Genomic DNA, 19,556 nt, shown 5'->3' on the forward strand with positions numbered 1-19,556 from the left:
CTCTGCAACGCGGTGAAGACCTCTATCTCGATGGCGTCGTCAAGTAACGGCCGTGCCAATCGTGCCGAGGCTCTGGGAGATTTCCAAAGAGGAAGCGGCGGGCTAACTGGCTGCGGCCGCGCCCGCATCGGGCACGATGGAGGCGCGCATGCGGCTCGCGAGGTCCGAGAGGCCCGCAGACGGCTGGGCCCGCTTCACGCGGTCGCGGCCCTCGTCCTTGGCGGCATAGAGCGCGCGGTCGGCAGCGGAATAGAGACGATCGAAATCGGCGCCGAATGTCTCGACATCCGCAAGCCCGATGCTCACGGAAAGGCTGATCGCGCGGCCCTCCCCGTCATCCAGCGACAGGGCGGCTATCTCGCGCCGCAGGGATTGGGCGAAAACCTCCGCCCGATCCATGCCATGATGCGGGGCAAACAGTGCAAACTCCTCGCCGCCGAAGCGGCAGAACAGCATGCCACGTTCCATTCGCGCGGAAACCGTCTCGACGAAACGCTTGAGCACGGCATCGCCCGCGGCATGGCCATAGGTATCGTTGATGCTCTTGAAACGATCGAGATCGAAGACGAGCAGGCTGCCGCCCGACCGCCCGGCAAGCCGCGCCTGCACATCATCGAGGAAGGAGCCGCGATTGGCGATGCCGGTGAGTGCATCGGTGCGCGACGCCTGACGGTACAGCGCCTCCCCCCGCTCCTTGATCAGCACCAGCATGGCGACCGCCGCCAGGATCGTATGGGCGAACAGTTCCAGCGAAAAAATCGCGAACCACGCCGAATAGGCCGTGCCGTGGCCGAAGGCCGACGGTGCCAGCAACGTCATGGGCACGCGCAGGAAATAGATGGCGCCATGCGACACGAAGAAGAGCGAGGCGAGAAAGCGTGTCGGTAGCGGGTCCGTGCGGCGGCCACGCCAGATATCCACGCCCGTCGCCACCGAATAGGCGGTGATCAGCAGCGAGATGATGATAACGCGGTTGTTCACATCCTGCGCCACCGCATTCACGCCCATATAGGCAACGAGCCAGAGAACCGCTCCTGACAGCACGACGGCGCCATGGACCGGGCGGTTGTCGAACACCCGAAAGCCGGCCCACATCATGGCATAGCCGAAGACGGCCAGCATATTGGCAAGCCCGACCGTCACGAGTGGGTAACCGAACGCACGAAAGGTGAAAAGCAGCGTGCAGAGCGAGCCCACCCACATGGACAGGCACCAGTAGCCGGCCGCCGCATGGCGCCGATCGGTCAGCCAGACCTGAAGCAAAAAGATCCCGACGACGGTGGTCGACAGGAACGTGCACATCATCAGGGTCGAGATACTGACGAGATCTTCGATCAAAACAAAAACTCCGCACAGCGCCACGCTACACGGAAACGTTGAAGACTTCGCAAACGAACGGCGGGCCAAGGCCCGCCGTAGCGTATCAGATCGGGTCGATTCCAGCCGCTGGCAGCGTGGTCAGCCGCCGATGGCAGCCGCCACGGCGTCGATCGCCTCGGCCGCTCTGGCGCCATCGGGCCCGCCGGCCTGCGCCATGTCGGGACGCCCGCCGCCGCCCTTGCCGCCGAGCGCTTCGGAGGCGACGCGCACGAGATCGACGGCGCTGACGCGGCCGGTCAGGTCCTCGGTGACGGCCACGACGGCGCTCGCCTTGCCATCCGGCGAGACGCCGATAAAGGCGACGACGCCGGAGCCCAGGCTCTTCTTGCCCTCGTCGGCCAGGCTCTTCAGGTCCTTCGGCTCGACGCCGGTCACGACCTTGCCGAGATACTTGACCCCGGCGACATCCCGCACGCCATCGTCACCGCCGGCCGAGCCGCCGGACAGGGCAAGCTTCTTCTTGGCCTCGGTCAGCTCGCGTTCGAGCTTGCGGCGTTCGTCCGCAAGCGCCTCGACGCGGGCCAGAACCTCACCAGGCTGCACCTTCAGTGCACTGGCAAGCGACTTCACGCGCTCGTCCTGCTCGGCGAGATAGGCGCGAGCGGCTTCGCCCGTCAGCGCCTCCAGGCGGCGCACGCCCGAGCCGACGGCACTTTCCGAGAGGATGCGAACAAGGCCGATCTCACCGGTGGCGGAGACATGCGTGCCGCCGCAAAGCTCGACCGAATAGGGCCGGTTCGCCTTGGCGCCGTGCAGGCCGGTGCCCATGGAGACGACGCGGACCTCATCCCCGTACTTTTCGCCGAACAGCGCCATGGCGCCTTCCGCAATGGCATCATCCACCGACATCAGGCGGGTGGTGACCGGCGCGTTCTGCACGATGATCTCGTTGGCCATGTCCTCGATGACGCGCAGTTCCTCGGCGGTCATCGGCTTGGGATGCGAAACGTCGAAGCGCAGGCGCTCGGGCGCCACGAGCGAACCCTTCTGGGCGACATGGGTGCCCAGGACCTCGCGCAGCGCCTCGTGCAGCAGGTGCGTGGCGGAGTGGTTGGCGCGCAGGCGCGAACGGCGCGCATGATCGACCGTGAGCACGACCGCATCGTCGAGCTTCAGCGTGCCGCTCTCGACGACGGCGCTGTGCACGAACAGTCCCTCACCCTTCTTCTGCGTATCGGTGACGGAAAGGCGGGCATTGTCCGAGGTGATGATACCGGAATCGCCCATCTGGCCACCGGATTCGCCGTAGAACGGGGTCTGGTTCACGACGATCTGCACGCTGTCGCCGGCCTTGGCGCTGCCGGCGGCCTTGCCGTCGACGACGATGGCCTGAACCACGCCTTCGGCGGTTTCGGTGTCGTAGCCGAGGAATTCGGTCGCACCGTGCTTTTCCTTCAATTCGAACCAGACGGCCTCGGTCGCCTTGTCGCCCGAACCCGACCAGTTGGCGCGGGCCTCGGCCTTCTGGCGCTGCATCGCATCGTTGAAGCCGAAGAGATCGACATTGATCTCGCGGGCGCGCAGTGCATCCTGTGTCAGGTCGAGCGGGAAGCCGTAGGTGTCGTAGAGCTTGAAGGCGGTTTCGCCGTCCAGCATGTCACCCTTCTTGAGCGTGACGGTGGCGTCCGACAGCAGCGAGAGGCCGCGCTCCAGCGTCTTGCGGAAACGGGTTTCCTCGAGCTTCAGCGTCTCGGAAATCAGCGCCTCGGCGCGCACGAGCTCCGGATAGGCGCGACCCATCTCGCCGACGAGGGCCGGCAGAAGCGACCACATCAGCGGCTCCTTGGCGCCGAGCAGCTGCATGTGGCGCATGGCGCGGCGCATGATGCGGCGCAGGACATAGCCGCGGCCCTCATTCGAGGGCAGCACGCCGTCGGCGATCAGGAAAGCGGACGAGCGCAGGTGATCGGCGATGACGCGGCAGCTTGCGGCGGCCTCGCCCTCGGCCTTCGTGCCCACCGTTTCCTCGACCGCGGCGATCAGCGTGCGGAACAGGTCCGTCTCGAAAACGCTCTGCACGCCCTGGAGGATGCAGGCCATGCGTTCCAGGCCCATGCCGGTATCGATGGACGGACGCGGCAGCGGGCTGCGCTCGCCGGGTGCGGTCTGGTCGAACTGCATGAAGACGAGGTTCCAGAACTCCAGGAAACGATCGCCGTCCTCTTCCGGCGAGCCTGGAGGGCCGCCCCAGACATGCTCGCCCTGGTCGATGAAGATTTCCGAGCAGGGGCCGCAGGGACCGGTATCGCCCATCTGCCAGAAATTGTCGGAGGTCGGGATGCGGATGATGCGGTCGTCGGAGAAACCGGCGATCTTCTTCCACAGCAGCGCGGCCTCGTCGTCATCGGCGTAGACGGTGACGAGAAGACGATCCTTCGGCAGGTCGAAGCCCTTGGTGACGAGCGTCCAGGCATGCTCGATCGCCTGCTCCTTGAAGTAATCGCCGAAGGAGAAGTTGCCGAGCATCTCGAAGAAGGTCAGATGGCGCGCGGTATAGCCGACATTGTCGAGATCGTTGTGCTTGCCGCCGGCGCGCACGACCTTCTGGGCCGTCGTCGCTTTGGTGTAGGGCCGCGTCTCCAGCCCCGTGAAGACGTTCTTGAACTGCACCATGCCGGCATTGGTGAACATGAGCGTCGGGTCGTTACGCGGCACGAGGGGGCTGGAGGCCACGACCTCGTGCCCGTTCTTGCGGAAATAGTCGAGAAAAGTCGACCGGATGTCATTCACGCCGCTCATATCGCGTCCTTCATCTTAGCACTGTCTGCACCGGAACCGGCGCGTCATCCACCCAATTGCCCCACAGCGACGCGACACCGCCTCGCCGGCCGGAGTGCCCGCCCGGAAGGCCTTGTGGACCGTCCATCCGCGAATTCCGTCGAAACCGCGCTTCGCCCGACGCCTCCCGAAAGAAGGCCTGAAACCGCGGGCATGCGCGAGAACTGAAGGCTTTTATCGTCCGGCCCGGCACCTGTCCAGACACGAAGAAACCGGCCCTTCGCGAAGAAAGGCCGGTTTTCCGTCGTTTTCTGAAAGCGTTGCGGGAAGACTACATGTTCGCCGCGTCTTCTGCATCGTTCGGATCGGGGCCGCCGTTTTCCAGGAAGCGATCGGCGATGAGGCCGGCATTCTGACGCAGCGACGTCTCGATCTCGCGCGCGAGGTCCGGGTTGTCACGCAGGAACGTCTTGGCGTTCTCGCGGCCCTGGCCGAGGCGCTGGCTGTTGTAGGAGAACCAGGCACCCGACTTCTCGACGATGCCGGCCTTGACGCCGAGGTCGATGAGCTCGCCGGTCTTGGAGACGCCCTCGCCATACATGATGTCGAACTCGACCTGCTTGAAGGGCGGCGCCATCTTGTTCTTGACGACCTTGACGCGGGTCTGGTTGCCGATCACCTCGTCGCGCTCCTTCACCGCACCGATGCGGCGGATATCGAGACGCACGGAGGCGTAGAACTTCAGGGCGTTGCCGCCCGTCGTCACTTCCGGCGAACCGTAGACGACGCCGATCTTCATGCGGATCTGGTTGATGAAGATGACCATCGTGTTGGACTTGGAGATGGAGGCCGTCAGCTTGCGCAGCGCCTGGCTCATCAGGCGGGCCTGAAGCCCCGGCAGGCTTTCACCCATCTCGCCTTCGATTTCGGCGCGCGGCGTGAGTGCCGCGACCGAATCGACCACCAGCACGTCGATGGCGCCGGAACGGACCAGCGTATCGGTGATTTCCAGCGCCTGCTCACCGGTATCCGGCTGCGAAATGAGGAGGTTCTCCAGGTCCACGCCGAGCTTGCGGGCATAGACCGGGTCCAGCGCGTGCTCGGCGTCCACGAAGGCGCAGATGCCGCCCTTCTTCTGCGCCTCGGCGATGGTCTGCAGTGCCAGCGTCGTCTTGCCCGAGCTTTCCGGCCCGTAAATTTCGATGATGCGCCCCTTGGGCAGGCCGCCGATGCCAAGCGCGACATCCAGGCTGAGCGAGCCGGTCGAAACCGTCTCGATCTCCACCACGCTGTCCTTGCCGCCGAGCTTCATGATGGAGCCCTTGCCGAACGAGCGCTCGATCTGGGAGAGAGCCGCTTCGAGTGCCTTGCTTTTATCCACTGTTTTATCCTCTACGAGCCGCAAACTGTTCTGTGCCATTTTGTCCACCTTTAGGTTATTGAAGCAAGACAGGCAACGAACCCGCCGATGAAAGCTATGTACACATTTTGTTCTCTTTTTGCAAGAGCCGTTCATCCATTTGAACGAATTAACAAATCGAGCGTGTGTTCTACTTTCGTTTCAAGTGGATGATCTTGGATTGAAAACAACGGTTTGGCCGCCCTGCAACCTGCCCCGGACGGACGAATCGGCATGCGGATGCGAAGGACGACGATGACGGACAGAACGATACTGGTGATGGGCGGCGCCCATGTGGACAGGCGCGGGCGTATTGCCGGCGAGACGGTGCCCGGCGCCAGCAATCCGGGCGGATGGTTCGTGGAAGCGGGCGGCGGCGCCTTCAACGCAGCGCGCAATCTCGCCCGGCTCGGCCGCCGCGTGCGGCTGGTCTCGCCACGTGGCGGCGACACGGACGGCGAGATCGTCGCGGCCGCAGCGCACGCGGCGGGCGTCGAGGACACGCCCTTCACCTTTCTCGACCGCGCGACCCCGAGCTACACGGCGATCATCGAGCGCGACGGCAACCTCGTCATCGCACTGGCCGACATGGAGCTTTACCGGCTGTTTTCGCCGCGCCGGCTGCAACAGCGCGCCATGCGCGAGGCGATTGCCGAAGCGGGCGCCCTGCTGACCGATGCCAATCTGCCGGCGGAAACGCTGGCGGCAATGGCGACGATGGCGCGGGAAGCCGGCATTCCGCTTGCCGCCATCGCCATTTCGCCGGCCAAGGTCGTGCGCCTTGAAAAAAGCCTGTCCGCCCTCGCCTTCCTGTTCATGAACGAGGCGGAGGCGCGCACGATCAGCGGCGCCAACCCGGAAAACGCGGCCGCATGGCCCGACGCTCTGCGCGCCGTCGGCCTTCGCGCCGGCGTGGTCACGCGCGGCGGCAGAGGCGTCATCGCCTTCGATGAGAAGCGTGCCGCGCTGGTGATGCCGCCGGCCATACCGGCGCTCGGCGATGTCACCGGCGCGGGCGATTCGCTCGCTTCCGGCTTTCTCGATGCGTGGCTTCGTGGGACGCCGATCGATGAGGCGTTGCGCCATGGCGTCGCCGCCGCCGTCATCACCGTGCGCTCGCCGCTCGCCGTCGCGGAAGAAATGTCGCAGACGGCGCTTGCCGATGCACTTTCTCTTGTGCCGCCTGCCGAAATCCTGTCATGAGACTTTTTTGCCCAAAATCCTTCAAGGACATCGCATGACCAGACCCGTCTCCTCCCTCCTGCCGATGCAGTATTCGGACGAAGTCGCCGCCGCCAAGGCCCGTGGCGCGCCCATCGTCGCCCTCGAATCGACGATCATCACGCATGGCATGCCCTATCCGGGCAATCTCGAGATGGCGCGCAGCGTGGAGACGATCATCCGCGACAACGGCGCCGTGCCGGCCACCATCGCCGTCATCGAGGGCGTGCTGCATATCGGCCTGGAAGCCGCCCAGCTCGAAGCGCTGGCGCAGACCAAGGGCGCGATGAAGGTATCGCGCGCCGACATGGCGTTTGCCATTGCCGAGCGCCGCACGGGCGCGACCACGGTCGCCGCCACGATGATCGGTGCTGCGCGCGCCGGCATCAGGGTCTTTGCCACCGGCGGCATCGGCGGCGTTCACCGCGGCGCGGAAGAAACCTTCGACATCTCGGCCGACCTTGAGGAACTCGCGCGCACGGGCGTCATCGTCGTCTGCGCCGGCCCCAAGGCGATCCTCGACATCCCCAAGACCCTGGAAGTGCTGGAAACGCGCGGCGTGCCGGTCGTGACCTATGACAGCGCCATCTTCCCGGCCTTCTGGTCGCGCGATTCGGGGCTGAAGAGCCCGCTGACGCTCAACAGTCCGGCGGCGATCGCCAACTTCCAGACGGTGCGCGACCAGCTCGGCGTCGACGGCGGCATGCTGATCGCCAATCCGGTGCCGCAGGCCGACGAGATCCCGCGCGAGGAGATGGAAATCTACATCACCCGTGCGCTCGACAATGCAGAGCGCGACGAGATCGCCGGCAAGGCGGTCACGCCCTACCTGCTCGACAGCCTGTTCCACCTGACCGACGGCCGCAGTCTCAAGACGAACATTGCGCTGGTAGAGAACAATGCCCGCCTGGCGGCAGAGATCGCCGTCGCGATGGTGGCTTGAGAACAAAGTAGCGGCCGGGCTACTCCGGCCGCTCTTTTTTTGACGCAGGTCACGAATTCCTTACAAACCGGCGCGAATAACTCACGCAATTAAGTAAGAAAAGCCTTATAAATAAGCCGTTGTTTTATAAAGAATTTAGAAGCTATCAACACAACCTTAAACAATATAGGCACCAGAAAAGGAACACCCAAAGATTGCATTGGATTGGTAGACAATTGCACGAATCAGCGCGACCTTGAGTCTATCAAGGGGAGTAGAGATCATGCTCTTAAGTTGTATCGATCCGAATGGTGACAGATGGGTATTCTGGCGTGACGACGAGGGATGGCATTGGAGCCGACGCGCGTTTAATGGATATGAAGTTGGCCGGTCCTCACGCGCCTATGCCAGTCGATACAGTTGCATCGTGAATGCCAGGCGCAACGGTATGCTCGGTCGTCCTTCGTTAAAGCTCACAAAGGCCGACGAAGGGACAATGCGGATGTGGGGCAATTCGGCACTGAAACCCGTTTGACTTACCCCTCGTCGAGCATTTCCCGCACGGCCTCAGCCAGCTGCTTCAGCGAGAACGGTTTTGGCAGGAAGCCGAACTTGGCGTCGGCGGGCAGGTTGCGGGCGAAGGCGTCCTCGGCGTAACCCGAGACGAAGATGAACTTGAGATCCGGATAGGATTTGCGCAGTTCGCGCAGCAGAGACGGCCCGTCCATTTCGGGCATCACGACGTCGGATACGACGATATCGACGGCGCCGTTCAATTCGTCCATGATGTCGAGCGCTTCCACGCCCGACCCGGCCTCGTGCACCGTATAGCCGCGGGTTTCCAGCATGCGCTTTCCGCCGCGGCGGACGGCTTCCTCATCCTCGACGAGAAGCACGACGGCCGAACCGCCTGTGAGGTCGCGCGGCTCCTTTTCGGCGATCTGCGCGACGGATGCGACCGGCTGGGCGCCGGTTTGCGCGGCGTCGGCGGCGGTATCGACGGGAACGGCCTCTTCCACATGGCGCGGCAGCAGGATGCGGAAGGTCGTGCCCTTGCCGACTTCCGAATCCAGATAGATGTAGCCGCCGGTCTGCTTGACGATGCCGTAGACCATCGAGAGGCCGAGGCCCGTGCCCTTGCCGACATCCTTGGTCGTGAAGAAGGGCTCGAAGATCTTGTCGATGATCTCGGGCGGTATGCCCGTTCCCTGGTCGGAAACCTCCACTTCGACATAGTCGCCGGGCGGCAGGTCGCGCAGGTTGCGGGCAGCGGCCTCCTCGGCCTCCACGTTGCGGGTGCGGAACGTGATGGTGCCGCCATCCGGCATGGCATCGCGGGCGTTGACGGCGAGGTTGATCAGCACCTGCTCGAACTGGCCGAGATCCGTCTTCACCGTCCACAGGTCGCGGCCGTAATCGACATTGATCTTCACATTCGTGCCGGTCATCCGGTCGACCAGCATGCGCAGGTCGCCGATCACGTCGGTCAGGTTGAGCACCGTCGGGCGCATCGTCTGCTTGCGCGAGAAGGCGAGCAACTGGCGCACCAGCACCGCGGCGCGGTTGGCGTTGCGCTTGATCTCCATGAGATCGGCAAAGCTCGCGTCGGCGGGGCGCGCCGACAGCAGCAAATGGTCGGACGAGAGCAGGATGGCCGTCAGCACGTTGTTGAAATCGTGTGCGATGCCGCCGGCGAGCGTTCCCACCGCGTTCATCTTCTGGGTCTGCGCCATCTGGGTCTCGAGCGCCTTCTGCTCGGTGATCTCCACGGCGTAGACGATGGCCGCCTCCTCCGGCGCCTCGTCGCTCTGGTCGATGACGGCGTTCACGTAGAAACGGAAATGCCGCCCGTCGTCGGCGGGATGCAGCGAATCGATCGGCGGGATATCGCCCTGCCGGTCCTTGGCCGCATCGAATGCCGCCTGGAGGCGCAGCCGGTCCGTCTCGTGCACGATGGTCTCGAGCTTGGCGCCGCGATCGATGTCGTCACGCGACACGACGCCGGAAAACAGCTTCAGGAACGGCGCATTAGTGCGCAGGATGCGGCCATTGCCGTCGACGGAGGCGATCGCCATCGGCGTGTTGTTGAAGAAACGCGTGAAACGCATGGAGGCGATCGACGCGGACTGGTCGGCCTCGCCGCCCTCCTCGCGCGCCAGAACGATGGTGCGGCTGTCGCCGGGCGCACCGTCGCGCATGGAGGACACGCGATGCACGATGCGCACCGGCAGGCTCTGGCCATTCGTCTTGCGCAGGTCGAGATCGAGCGTCTCGGTGCGCTTCAGGCCAGGCTCGGCCTGCACGGACTGGATGAGCGCAAGCCCCTCGCCCGCCACCACATCGGCGATCGACAGCGATCCCGGATGGAACTTCGTGAGGTCGATGCCCAGCCACTCCGCGAGCGTCGCGTTGAGATAGACGATCTCGCCCTTGCGGCCGGCGGAGAAGAAGCCGGCGGGCGCGTGGTCGAGATAATCGATCGCGTTCTGCAGCTCCTTGAAGAACCGCTCCTGATCGTCGCGCTCCGAGGTGATATCCGAAATCTGCCAGATATAGAGCGGCCGCCCGGCCTTCTTGCCGTTCGGCAGCACGCGGGCCTTCAACCGATACCAGTGCGCGCCGGAACCGGCCGAGGCGGACGCGTCGAGGGATTTCTGGACACGGAATTCCTCGGCCCCCTCCTTGCCCTCGTGCAGGCCGTTGGTGAGGCGGTAGACGGCTTCCGTGGCGTCGCGGTTGCGCGACAGCAGCGTCTCGAGCGACTGCACTTCCGCGTCACCCTTGGCGCCGGTCAGCGCGCCATAGGCGGCATTGGCATAGACGATGCGTCCCTTGCGGTCCGTGATGACCGTGCCGTCGGGATGGCTGTCGAGAAAGGCATGCGCGAGATCGTCGGCACCGGCGGGTTCCGGCATGAACTCGATGAAGCCGATCAGCGCTGACACGACGAAGAAGATGCCCGCCATGGCCAGCACGCCCAGCACGCCGAGCACGAGTTCATTGTCGAGCTGGTTCTTGAAAACGATGAAGGCGCCGGCCGAGGCCGCCAGCACGACGGCCAGCAGCACGACGCGAAGCGCCATCGCCGGCCGCAAGCCGCGGTCCACGATCGGCAGATTGTCGTCGCCCGGCCGTTTCATCGTCGTCATCAATCCCTCATATGCAGCGCGCCTGCCCTTCACGTGGCGCGGCAACGATGCGAGAATCATGTTTAGCTGCCCGAGGGAAGCGCAAAAAGCCGCCGAGGGGAAGCAAGGCCGCGAATTCACAGGGAATATTACCGCCAAAACCCTCGTATTTTCCGCGCGCCGCCATAGTTACGACGCAAGCGCGACGGCAATGGATGCTGGACAACCGTCGCCAAGCGCTTGTAGGACCTCGCAAAAGGCCGTCAGATGCCGCGGTGAGCGGCAGGGGCCGACCGGACAAAAGGAGTGCACGCGCCATGTTGCCTGAGATCCTCGCAGACAACGGTCAGAAGTTCGTCATCGCGGTGGTCGTCGTCCTGCTCGGCCTTCTCTGCCTCGCGCTGGTGCTGTGGATCATCCGGGGCCGTCCGTCCTCGCCCTTCATTCGCGGCGGCCGCAACCGCACGCCGCGCCTTGCCGTGCTGGATGCCGCCGCGATCGATACGCGCCGCCGCCTCGTTCTGGTGCGGCGCGACGACGTGGAACACCTCGTCATGATCGGCGGCCCCACGGACATCGTCATCGAATCGCGGATCGTGCCGACAGCGAGCGAGAGCGCGCAGCCCGCCGAAAAGCCCGTCGAGACGGTCGAGCGAGCCGAGCCGGTACGGCGCGAACCCGCCGTCGCCGCCGTAGAGACGCCCGTGGTCACCCGGCCGGCGGCAAGCGTCACGGCTGCAACCCCGACCACTACCACCACCGAGCGACGGCCGGCCGCAGCACAGGATGGCGTCTCCGCCATGGGCAAGGTTCTCTATGCCGGCGATGAGGATGCGCGCCCGGTTCCCGCGCGGGCCGTGTCCCAGCCGGTTTCCGCCGTGCAGCAGACGCAGCCAGGCCAGCAGCAGCGCACGCCCGAAAAGCGCGTGGAAGACCTGCTGGAGCAGAACCGCCAGCGCGTGCTGACGCCGCAGCCCGCTGCAACCGCCACGGCCTCGTCCATGAGCACCGTAAACCCGGCTGTCGTTCCCGCCCAGAGCCATCAGGTGCCGCAGCAGCGCCCGGTAACCGCGGTTACCGCGACGCCGGTCAGGCCGGAAGGCAGCGCCGCAGACAATCCGGCCCTGGTCAGCGAATTCGAAAAGCTGCTCGAAGCGGAGATGGCGAACAATCCCGCGACGACCGCCAGTGCCGGCCAGGTGCGCACCGCTGCCCAGCCGACGTCGAACCCGACGCAGACCGCCGCCATGGCCGGACAGGCGCAGCAACCGGCCGGCAAGAGCCGTGAGGAGACGGAAGCCGAAATGGCCCGCCTGCTCGGTGAGATCGCCGCCAACCGCAAGGGCTGACGCGGCCAAGAAAAAACCCCTGGAAGCGGAAGCTCCAGGGGTTTGAGTTATTGCGGTTCCCTGAGGAACGAGCGTGAAGGATTGGCTCCCGGGCGCCCGTTTCGCCCGTCAGGCAGACGCCTATTCGTCGCGATACACCTTTTCGCGGCGCTCGTGACGCTCCTGCGCCTCGATGGACAGCGTTGCGATCGGACGGGCGTCGAGACGCTTGAGGCCGATCGGCTCACCCGTTTCCTCGCAGTACCCGTAGGTGCCCTCGTCCAAGCGCTGCAACGCGGCGTCGATCTTGGAGATCAGCTTGCGCTGGCGGTCACGAGCCCGAAGCTCGATAGCGCGGTCGGTTTCCGAGGATGCCCGGTCTGCGAGATCCGGATGATTGGCGCTTTCTTCGGCCAGATGTTCGAGAGTTTCGCGCGCTTCGCGCAGAATGTCGTTTTTCCAGGCGTTAAGCTTCGCTCGAAAGTAAGCCCGCTGGTTGGCACTCATGAATTCATCGTCCTCATTGAGGACGAAATTGCTAAGATCGATCTTCTCACTCAACGCGATTCTCCTGAAGAACATCTCAAGGCGCGCTGTATATCCCTACAATTACGCCGTTTCAAGCCTTCTGAGACTTACCCACGGTTTTCACGCGTGCCTATGTTTTGGACCTTGCCAGAGTAATATTTCATCAAAATTACAATAGGATGGCAAAACAGCCGTTCCCATATCGCGCCGAAGACGGCATTGCCGCGGCCGTTGGAAGGAGGACCGCCTGCTCCGCCTTCAGCGCGTGCCGAGAATATAGGCACGACTTTCCGTCCCCCAAGGGCGGCCTATCAAGATTTTATTTGACGGGCCGCGCCGCCATTCCCCGCAATCGTGAATGCATCCGCCCGCGAAACCGGTTGATCTTTGCCGCGGGGAAAGACATGAAGTCGGAAAGCGGTTCTGATGGTCGGCCGCGGGCGGATGGAGCATCGATTTGACATCTCTCGGCACGCCGGCTTTCCGGCTCTACATCCTTCGTCACGCCCGCGCCGCCTGGGCGCAGCCGGGCCAGTCCGATTTCGAGCGCGCTCTTGACGACGAAGGCTTCGCCGAGGCGGAGGTCATCGCCGAGGAGGCCGCCGACCAGGGCTACCGGCCGGCCCTCATCCTCTCCTCCACGGCCCTGCGCTGCCGTCAGACGGCGGCCCCTTTCCGCCGTACGGTCGGCGAGGAGCTGCCGATCGATTATGTGGATTCGCTCTATTCCGGCGGAATCGAGACCTATGCCGAACTGGCTTTCGCCGCACGCGCGCAAACGTCTGTCATGATCGTGGGTCACAATCCTATGGTCGAGGCGTTCTTCCACAGCCTCGTCGGCCGTGAGATCGCAGAGACCGCGGCGCCCCTGGGTTATCCGACCGCCGGTCTCGCCATCCTGGATTTCGACAACCGCCCAACATACAGCGACCAGGGCGGCGCCTGCCTTGCAGGTTTCATGGCGCCGCGCCCCCTGCGCTGAAACACGCGCGGGCATCTCGGCGCCTCTTTTTCGGCGTCGTCGGGTTTCCTATATCGCCTTCGATGATGGAAGAGAAATCGTGCCGCCAAGCCTGACGACCCTGACCGATGAGGCCCTGCTCGCGCTCGACGCGCTGACGGGCCGCGCCACCAATCTCGTCAACCCGTCGATCCGGCTCGGCGTGACGGGCCTGTCGCGCGCCGGCAAGACGGTTTTCATCTCCTCGCTCGTGCACAATCTTCTGAATGGCGGACGCCTGCCGCTGTTCGAGGCCGGGCGCTCCGGCCGGGTCTCGAATATCCGCCTGGAACCGCAGCCGGACGATGCCGTGCCGCGCTTCCAGTACGAGGACCATATCCGCGCGCTGGTGGCCGACCGCGTCTGGCCGGATTCGACCCGTGCCATTTCGCAGCTCCGCCTCACGCTGGAATATGAAAGCGCCTCCGGCTGGGGCCGGCTGTTTTCGCCCGGCAAACTCTCCATCGACATCGTCGATTATCCCGGTGAATGGCTGCTCGATCTTCCCCTGCTGGCGCAGGATTACCGGACCTTCAGCGAAAAGACCGTCGCACTCGCAAGCTCCGGTATCCGCGCCGAGCTCGCCCGCGACTGGCTGGCTTTGTCCGCGACGGTCGATCCGGCGGCCGACGCTTCGGAGGCGACGGCCCGGGCACTTGCAGAAGCCTTCACCGCCTATCTGCGCGCCTGCAAATCCGACGAGCGCTCGCTCTCCACCCTGCCGCCGGGCCGCTTCCTGATGCCGGGCGACCTGGAAGGCTCGCCGGCGCTCACCTTCGCCCCGCTGCCCGACCTTGCCAAGGGCAACCCGGCGCGCGGCTCCTTGCAGGCGATGATGGAGCGGCGCTACGAGGCCTACAAGTCCCATGTGGTGCGCCCGTTCTTTCGCGAGCACTTCGCCCGCCTCGACCGGCAGATCGTGCTCATCGATGCGCTCCAGGCGATCAATCGCGGCGCGGAGGCCGTGCACGATCTGGAACGCGCGCTCGGCGACGTGCTGGATTGTTTCCGTGCCGGCTCAAATAGCTTCCTGTCCTCCTTCGTCACGCGGCGCATCGACCGCATCGTGATCGCCGCCACCAAGGCCGATCACCTGCACCATGAGAGCCATCCGCGTCTGGAGGCTGTCACCCGCCGCCTCGTCGAGCGCGCCATCGAGCGCATCGGCATGAGCGGCGCGGGCATCGAGGTGATGGCGCTCGCCTCCGTGCGCGCCACCCGGGAGGCCACCGTCAAGCATGGCGGCGAGGACCTGCCCGTCATCGTCGGCGTGCCCATGGCGGGTGAGAAAATCAACGGCGAAACCTTCGACGGCGAACGCAAAACCGCTATCTTTCCCGGGGACTTGCCAAAGAATCCGGATTCACTTTTCGAAGCGCTTGAATCGTCTCCTGAAGGCGAACATCTGCTCAACTTCGTGCGCTTTCGCCCGCCCCATATCGAGGAGACCGGCGGCGGGCTGAAACTGTCGGTGCCGCACATAAGGCTCGACCGCGCGCTGCAATATCTGATCGGAGACCGGCTCGCATGACCGACCGTCCGCGCAAGCCCGCCGCCTTCTCCCTGCCGGCCGATGCAACCACCCGGCCGGAGAGCGAACGCACCCGTCCGCCCGCCGCCTTCGACACGCCCGTCAGGCTGACACCGGACGCGGAGGACCCCTTCATCGCCACGACGGCAGACCTGCCCGACCTCACGCCGCCCGTCGCCGCACCGCGCCCGCGTCGCATCACGCTCGGCCGCATCGTCTTCGGCGCGCTGGGCGTTCTCGTGTCGCTCGCCGTGGGCCTCTGGGTCGATGCGCTGATCCGCGACCTGTTCAGCCGCAACGACTGGCTGGGCTACCTCGCCCTCGCCGCCGCCGTGGTGGCGGTCCTTGCCCTTCTCGGCGTCGTGCTGCGCGAACTGATCGGCCTTCGCCGCCTCGCCGCCGTGCAGGATCTGAAGCACGATATCGCGGCGGCGGCCGCCTCGCCCACGCCGGCCGGCGGCCGGGCCATGGTCGCACGCCTCGTCCAACTGCTCGCCGCACGCCCGCAGACGGCGCGCGGCCGTGCGCGGCTTGCCGAAACAGACGGCGATATCATCGATGCCGCGCACCTGATCGAGCTTGCCGAGCGTGAACTGATGAGCCCGCTCGATCGCGAGGCCCTTGCGCTGATCCTCGGCGCGTCCAAGCGCGTCTCCATCGTCACCGCCGTCAGCCCGCGCGCGCTGGTGGACCTCGGCTATGTCATCTACGAAAGCAGCCGGCTTGTGCGCAGCATGGCCGAACTCTACGGCGGACGCCCGGGCAAGATCGGCATGCTGCGGCTGATGCGTGACGTGATCGCCCATCTCGCCGTGACCGGGTCCATCGCCATGGGCGACAGCCTCGTGCAGCAGGTCCTGGGCCACGGACTGGCCTCGAAACTCTCCGCAAGGCTCGGCGAAGGCGTCATCAACGGCCTGATGACCGCCCGCATCGGTATCGCCGCCATGGATCTCTGCCGCCCCATGCCCTTCCGCGCGCTGAAGCGCCCCGGCATCGGCGATTTCATCGGCGACCTGACGCCCGGCGCCACGGGCAGCCGCCGCGACGAGGCGTGACCTTGCTGCAACACTCCGGTTTCCCGGGCCGTCATGCGCCATCAAAAGACGCAAGCACGCCCGCCGGAAACCGTCCGTTAACCATTTTCGCGCAAACCTGAACGCACAAAGCAGGCCAACGGCCATCGCCCATCAAGGATTGTTCATGTACTCGCGCACCTCTTTGATCGCCCGCGCCTCCGCAGCGGCCATTCTCGCAGCCAGCGCCATTGCGCTTCCCGCATCCGCCTCGCAGCGCGACAGGGCCTTCTTCGAACAGGTCGCCGGCAACTGGCAGGGCGCGGGTGAAATCGTCGCCGGAAAATACAAGGGCACCAAGTTCAACTGCGACCTGACGGGCAACCCGGTCGCCGCAAAGGGCGCCGGCATCCAGCTCGACGGCTTCTGCCGCGTCGGCGTCTTCAAGCAGCCGATGTCCGCGCTGATCAGCAAGGCAGGCAGCACCTACAAGGGCAAGTTCCTCGACGGCGCCGCCGGCAAGGGCATGGACATCGTGTCCGGCCAGGTCAACGGCAACAAGGTCGTGGTGGGCATCAACCGCCAGAAGCTGAACGGCGCCATGATCGCACGCCTCGACGGCGACAAGAAGATGAACATCACCATCTCGGTGAAGGTCGAAGACAAGATGATCCCGGTCATCGGCCTGTCGCTCGACCGCAATCTCGACGACATCGCCGTCGGTTCGATCAAGTAGTCCGCCACCAGTCCGGGCCGGCGCTTGCCGGCTCTATGCCCGAGACATCCGCCGCTTCCAGCCATGCGGTGACGGGCCGGCCTTCGACGTCCAGCGACGGCGCGACATCGGCAAGTGGCATGAGCACGAAGCCGCGCTCCGTCATGCGCGGATGCGGCAGTTCCAGCCGCCCGCCGGCCTGCTCCACACCCTCATAGGTCAGAACGTCGATATCGATGGTGCGCGGTCCCCAGCGCTCGATGCGCTCGCGCTTCATGTCGCGCTCGATCCCAAGGCAGATGTCGAGCAGAGGCTCGGGCGCCAGCGTGGTTTCGATGAGCGCGCAGGCGTTGAAGAACCAGTCCTGGTCCGTCTTTCCCCACGGCGGCGTGCGATAGAGCCGTGACACCGCCAGCACCCGGCAATCCGCACGCGCTTCGAGCGCGCGCAGCGCCGCGGCCATCGCGTGGGCGGGATCGCCGATATTGCCGCCGAGGCCGAGCGTCGCCCGGCGAAACGTCTCAGACGACATGATCGACCGTGACCTGGACATAGTCCAGCACGCCCGGCACGGGCGCATTGGGCTTGCGCACGGTGATGCGGGCGCGTGAAATCTGCGGGAAACGCGCACAGAGAACCGTTGCGATCTCCTGCGCCAGCGCCTCGATCAGGTAGCGGCGCTGGCCGGTCACGATCTTTTCGATTTCCTGGAAGGCCACGCCGTAATCCACCGTCGAATCGATGGCGTCGTCCGACAGCGGGCGAAGCGGCAGCACGTCGAGTTCCGCATCGACGAAGAAGCGCTGCCCGAGAAACTCTTCCGCATCGTGCAGGCCGTGGCGGGCGAAGAAGGCGCAGTTCTTGAGCGTGATCGTGTAGCTGGTGGTCATGGTGTATCCTGTCTCGCCGGCGTTTCGCCCTGCGCCTCGCGCGCAGCGACCCTGCGCCGCGCCGAGAGCATAGCATCGGCAACGGCCAATGCGTCCCTGTTGATTGCGACATCGTGTACCCTGAAGACCGCCGCACCGGCCATGCGCAGCAAGGCGGTCGTGGCGGCCGTGCCCGCATCGCGGTCTTCCGCCGCCTCGCGTCCCGTCACCGCGCCGAGGAAACGCTTGCGCGACGTGCCGGCGAGGATGGGCAGCTTGAAACCGTAGAGTTCGCCGAACCGCGCCATCAGTTCCAGGTTCTCGTCCGCGTCCTTGGCAAAGCCGAAGCCGGGGTCGAGCACCATGGCCTCGCGCGGCACACCGGCTGCGCGGGCGATCTCCAGCGAACGCCCGAGGAAGAGATACTGGTCCTCCACGACGTCCGGCCGCTTCTCGCGGTCGCGTCCCGTATGCATGATGCAGAGCCCCGCCCCGCTCTGCGCCGCGACTTCGGCGATATCGGGCTCGCGCTGCAGCCCATGCACATCGTTGACGATATGGGCGCCCGCGGCGACCGCAAGCCGCGCCGTTTCGGCGCGGTAGGTGTCCACGGAGATGATGGCGTCCGTCGTGCCGGCGAGCGCCTCGATGACCGGCAGGATCCGGTCCTGCTCCTCGGCCGCCGAGACGGATGCTGCACCCGGCCGCGTCGATTCGCCACCGATATCGATGATCTCCGCCCCCTCTTCGAGACACAGGATCGCCCGCGCGACGGCGGCGTCCGCGCTGTCGAAGCGCCCGCCGTCGGAAAAGGAGTCCGGCGTGACATTGACGATCGCCATCAGGATGCCGCGCGCGCCAAGCTCCAGATGCCGGCCATGGGCGAGCGACCAGCGGAAGGGATCGAACGGCGAGAACATGGCGTTTTCCTCCGGCGGTTAACCAGCGATCCCGAATGGGTGTTGCGCTTGCCGAGCCTATGCCCCAAGCTTAGACGAAGTTCAACCGGCGCATTGCCGGCACACCGTCGGGCATGCCCGCCGGCGCGAAAGGAATACGGATTCGAATGAAGACCATCGCCCGCTTGATGGCCCTTGCCGCCCTCGCCTCGCTCCCTTTCCAGCCAGCCGGTGCACAGACGATCACCACGAAGACCTTCTCCTATTTCCCGGTCGGCGGACGCACCGCCGCCGAACTCGACGCGGAACTGTCAAAGCGCGGGCCGATGATGAAGCGCAGCGGCTCGCGGCATCCGGGCGCGACGAAGATCAAGTGGGGCGGCTCGGTAACCTATGTCCGCCGCAACAACCGCTGCGCGGTCGGCGAGGCCAAGGTCGTGCTCTCCACGCAGATCATCCTGCCGCGCTGGAAGAACCGCAATCGCGCGACCCCGTCGCTGGCGCTGATCTGGGATACGCTATCCAGCGATATCAAGCGCCACGAGGAGCGGCATGCGGAGATCGCCCGCACCCATGCCCGCGAGCTGGAGCGCACGCTGCGGCGTCTGCCGTCGGAACCCGACTGCGAGCGCATGCAGGCGCGGGTGGACCGCGCCACCGCCGACGCTGTCGCGCGCCACGATGCCGACCAGGCCCGTTTCGACCGCATCGAATCGAAGAACTTCAACGACCGCATGATGCGCCTGCTGACGCACCGCCTGAAAAACGGGAAGTGAGTAAAGGCCGCCCGGCCGCTCAGTATTGCCAGCACAATTGCGATGAAAAGCCGCGATGCGATGCAAGCATTGTCGTTTTATGCGTAAAATGACAGGTGAATTCTTGCGATAGCGCAAATGCGCAAA

General features: G+C 65.1%; 16 protein-coding genes. 8 read left to right on the forward strand and 8 right to left on the reverse strand.

Features of this window, described 5'->3' with window-relative positions:
* Positions 1-102 precede the first annotated feature (102 nt).
* The 3 genes from K6301_RS07860 to recA form a co-directional block, all read right to left on the reverse strand.
* The gene (locus K6301_RS07860) at positions 103-1,338 is read right to left on the reverse strand and encodes a GGDEF domain-containing protein (protein WP_247220341.1); all 1,236 of its coding nucleotides are present in this window, start codon (positions 1,336-1,338) and stop codon (positions 103-105) included.
* Positions 1,339-1,458: 120 nt separating this feature from the next.
* Entirely contained in the window at positions 1,459-4,119 is a 2,661-nt protein-coding gene (alaS, locus tag K6301_RS07865) for an alanine--tRNA ligase (RefSeq protein WP_247220343.1), read from the reverse strand.
* A gap of 310 nt (positions 4,120-4,429) precedes the next feature.
* Positions 4,430-5,518, reverse strand: coding sequence for a recombinase RecA (gene recA / locus K6301_RS07870; protein WP_134649939.1), 1,089 nt, complete (start codon positions 5,516-5,518; stop codon positions 4,430-4,432).
* Between the two features lie 234 nt (positions 5,519-5,752).
* Between recA and K6301_RS07875 the strand changes: the two genes are divergently transcribed.
* Together K6301_RS07875 and K6301_RS07880 are read left to right on the forward strand one after the other, a co-directional pair.
* Positions 5,753-6,700, forward strand: coding sequence for a carbohydrate kinase family protein (locus tag K6301_RS07875; protein ID WP_247220345.1), 948 nt, complete (start codon positions 5,753-5,755; stop codon positions 6,698-6,700).
* A gap of 34 nt (positions 6,701-6,734) precedes the next feature.
* Complete coding sequence (locus K6301_RS07880; RefSeq protein ID WP_160869128.1) at positions 6,735-7,661, forward strand: pseudouridine-5'-phosphate glycosidase; 927 nt, start codon at positions 6,735-6,737, stop codon at positions 7,659-7,661.
* A gap of 515 nt (positions 7,662-8,176) precedes the next feature.
* Here the strand turns inward: K6301_RS07880 and cckA are convergent.
* Complete coding sequence (gene cckA / locus K6301_RS07885; RefSeq protein ID WP_247220347.1) at positions 8,177-10,789, reverse strand: cell cycle histidine kinase CckA; 2,613 nt, start codon at positions 10,787-10,789, stop codon at positions 8,177-8,179.
* A gap of 296 nt (positions 10,790-11,085) precedes the next feature.
* On the opposite strand from cckA, the gene K6301_RS07890 reads away from it, so the two are divergent.
* Positions 11,086-12,117 (forward strand): flagellar biosynthetic protein FliO, encoded by a 1,032-nt coding sequence (locus tag K6301_RS07890; protein WP_247220349.1) that lies wholly within the window; start codon positions 11,086-11,088, stop codon positions 12,115-12,117.
* Positions 12,118-12,237: 120 nt separating this feature from the next.
* On the opposite strand, the gene dksA is transcribed toward K6301_RS07890, so the two are convergent.
* Positions 12,238-12,657, reverse strand: coding sequence for an RNA polymerase-binding protein DksA (gene dksA, locus K6301_RS07895; RefSeq protein WP_160869136.1), 420 nt, complete (start codon positions 12,655-12,657; stop codon positions 12,238-12,240).
* A 424-nt stretch (positions 12,658-13,081) separates the two neighbouring features.
* Between dksA and K6301_RS07900 the strand changes: the two genes are divergently transcribed.
* The 4 genes from K6301_RS07900 (at position 13,082) to K6301_RS07915 (ending at position 16,907) form a co-directional block, all read left to right on the forward strand.
* On the forward strand, positions 13,082-13,606 hold the full coding sequence (locus tag K6301_RS07900; protein WP_247220350.1) for a SixA phosphatase family protein: 525 nt from the start codon (positions 13,082-13,084) through the stop codon (positions 13,604-13,606).
* Between the two features lie 79 nt (positions 13,607-13,685).
* On the forward strand, positions 13,686-15,155 hold the full coding sequence (locus tag K6301_RS07905; RefSeq protein WP_247220351.1) for a YcjX family GTP-binding protein: 1,470 nt from the start codon (positions 13,686-13,688) through the stop codon (positions 15,153-15,155).
* On the forward strand, positions 15,152-16,213 hold the full coding sequence (locus K6301_RS07910) for a YcjF family protein (protein ID WP_247220352.1): 1,062 nt from the start codon (positions 15,152-15,154) through the stop codon (positions 16,211-16,213). Before K6301_RS07905 ends, K6301_RS07910 begins: the two co-directional genes overlap by 4 nt.
* Positions 16,214-16,358: 145 nt before the next feature.
* Positions 16,359-16,907 (forward strand): hypothetical protein, encoded by a 549-nt coding sequence (locus K6301_RS07915; protein ID WP_134649950.1) that lies wholly within the window; start codon positions 16,359-16,361, stop codon positions 16,905-16,907.
* Here K6301_RS07915 and folK read toward each other — a convergent pair.
* From folK to folP, 3 genes are read right to left on the reverse strand one after another with little or no spacing between them, the layout of a single operon-like run.
* Positions 16,900-17,418 carry a 2-amino-4-hydroxy-6-hydroxymethyldihydropteridine diphosphokinase gene (gene folK / locus K6301_RS07920; RefSeq protein WP_247220353.1) on the reverse strand — a complete coding sequence of 173 codons (519 nt, stop codon included), beginning with the start codon at positions 17,416-17,418 and terminating at the stop codon, positions 16,900-16,902. The genes K6301_RS07915 and folK overlap by 8 nt on opposite strands.
* Entirely contained in the window at positions 17,408-17,776 is a 369-nt protein-coding gene (gene folB / locus K6301_RS07925) for a dihydroneopterin aldolase (protein ID WP_134649952.1), read from the reverse strand. The genes folK and folB overlap by 11 nt, the downstream gene beginning before the upstream one ends.
* Positions 17,773-18,675 carry a dihydropteroate synthase gene (gene folP, locus K6301_RS07930; RefSeq protein WP_247220354.1) on the reverse strand — a complete coding sequence of 301 codons (903 nt, stop codon included), beginning with the start codon at positions 18,673-18,675 and terminating at the stop codon, positions 17,773-17,775. Before folP ends, folB begins: the two co-directional genes overlap by 4 nt.
* A gap of 146 nt (positions 18,676-18,821) precedes the next feature.
* Here folP and K6301_RS07935 point away from each other — a divergent pair, with 146 nt between their 5' ends.
* Entirely contained in the window at positions 18,822-19,430 is a 609-nt protein-coding gene (locus tag K6301_RS07935; RefSeq protein WP_247220356.1) for a DUF922 domain-containing Zn-dependent protease, read from the forward strand.
* Positions 19,431-19,556 lie beyond the last annotated feature (126 nt).

The organism is Shinella oryzae, from assembly GCF_023038235.1.
GTDB classification, from domain to species: Bacteria; Pseudomonadota; Alphaproteobacteria; order Rhizobiales; family Rhizobiaceae; genus Shinella; species Shinella sumterensis.

Excerpts from the sequence above, each read along its gene's own strand:
- alaS (WP_247220343.1), bottom strand. The coding sequence starts at position 4,119 with ATGAGCGGCGTGAATGACATCCGGTCGACTTTTCTCGACTATTTCCGC.
- recA (WP_134649939.1), bottom strand. The coding sequence starts at position 5,518 with ATGGCACAGAACAGTTTGCGGCTCGTAGAGGATAAAACAGTGGATAAA.
- K6301_RS07875 (WP_247220345.1), top strand. The coding sequence starts at position 5,753 with ATGACGGACAGAACGATACTGGTGATGGGCGGCGCCCATGTGGACAGG.
- K6301_RS07880 (WP_160869128.1), top strand. The coding sequence starts at position 6,735 with ATGACCAGACCCGTCTCCTCCCTCCTGCCGATGCAGTATTCGGACGAA.
- cckA (WP_247220347.1), bottom strand. The coding sequence starts at position 10,789 with ATGACGACGATGAAACGGCCGGGCGACGACAATCTGCCGATCGTGGAC.
- K6301_RS07890 (WP_247220349.1), top strand. The coding sequence starts at position 11,086 with ATGTTGCCTGAGATCCTCGCAGACAACGGTCAGAAGTTCGTCATCGCG.
- K6301_RS07910 (WP_247220352.1), top strand. The coding sequence starts at position 15,152 with ATGACCGACCGTCCGCGCAAGCCCGCCGCCTTCTCCCTGCCGGCCGAT.
- K6301_RS07915 (WP_134649950.1), top strand. The coding sequence starts at position 16,359 with ATGTACTCGCGCACCTCTTTGATCGCCCGCGCCTCCGCAGCGGCCATT.
- folK (WP_247220353.1), bottom strand. The coding sequence starts at position 17,418 with ATGTCGTCTGAGACGTTTCGCCGGGCGACGCTCGGCCTCGGCGGCAAT.
- folB (WP_134649952.1), bottom strand. The coding sequence starts at position 17,776 with ATGACCACCAGCTACACGATCACGCTCAAGAACTGCGCCTTCTTCGCC.
- folP (WP_247220354.1), bottom strand. The coding sequence starts at position 18,675 with ATGTTCTCGCCGTTCGATCCCTTCCGCTGGTCGCTCGCCCATGGCCGG.
- K6301_RS07935 (WP_247220356.1), top strand. The coding sequence starts at position 18,822 with ATGAAGACCATCGCCCGCTTGATGGCCCTTGCCGCCCTCGCCTCGCTC.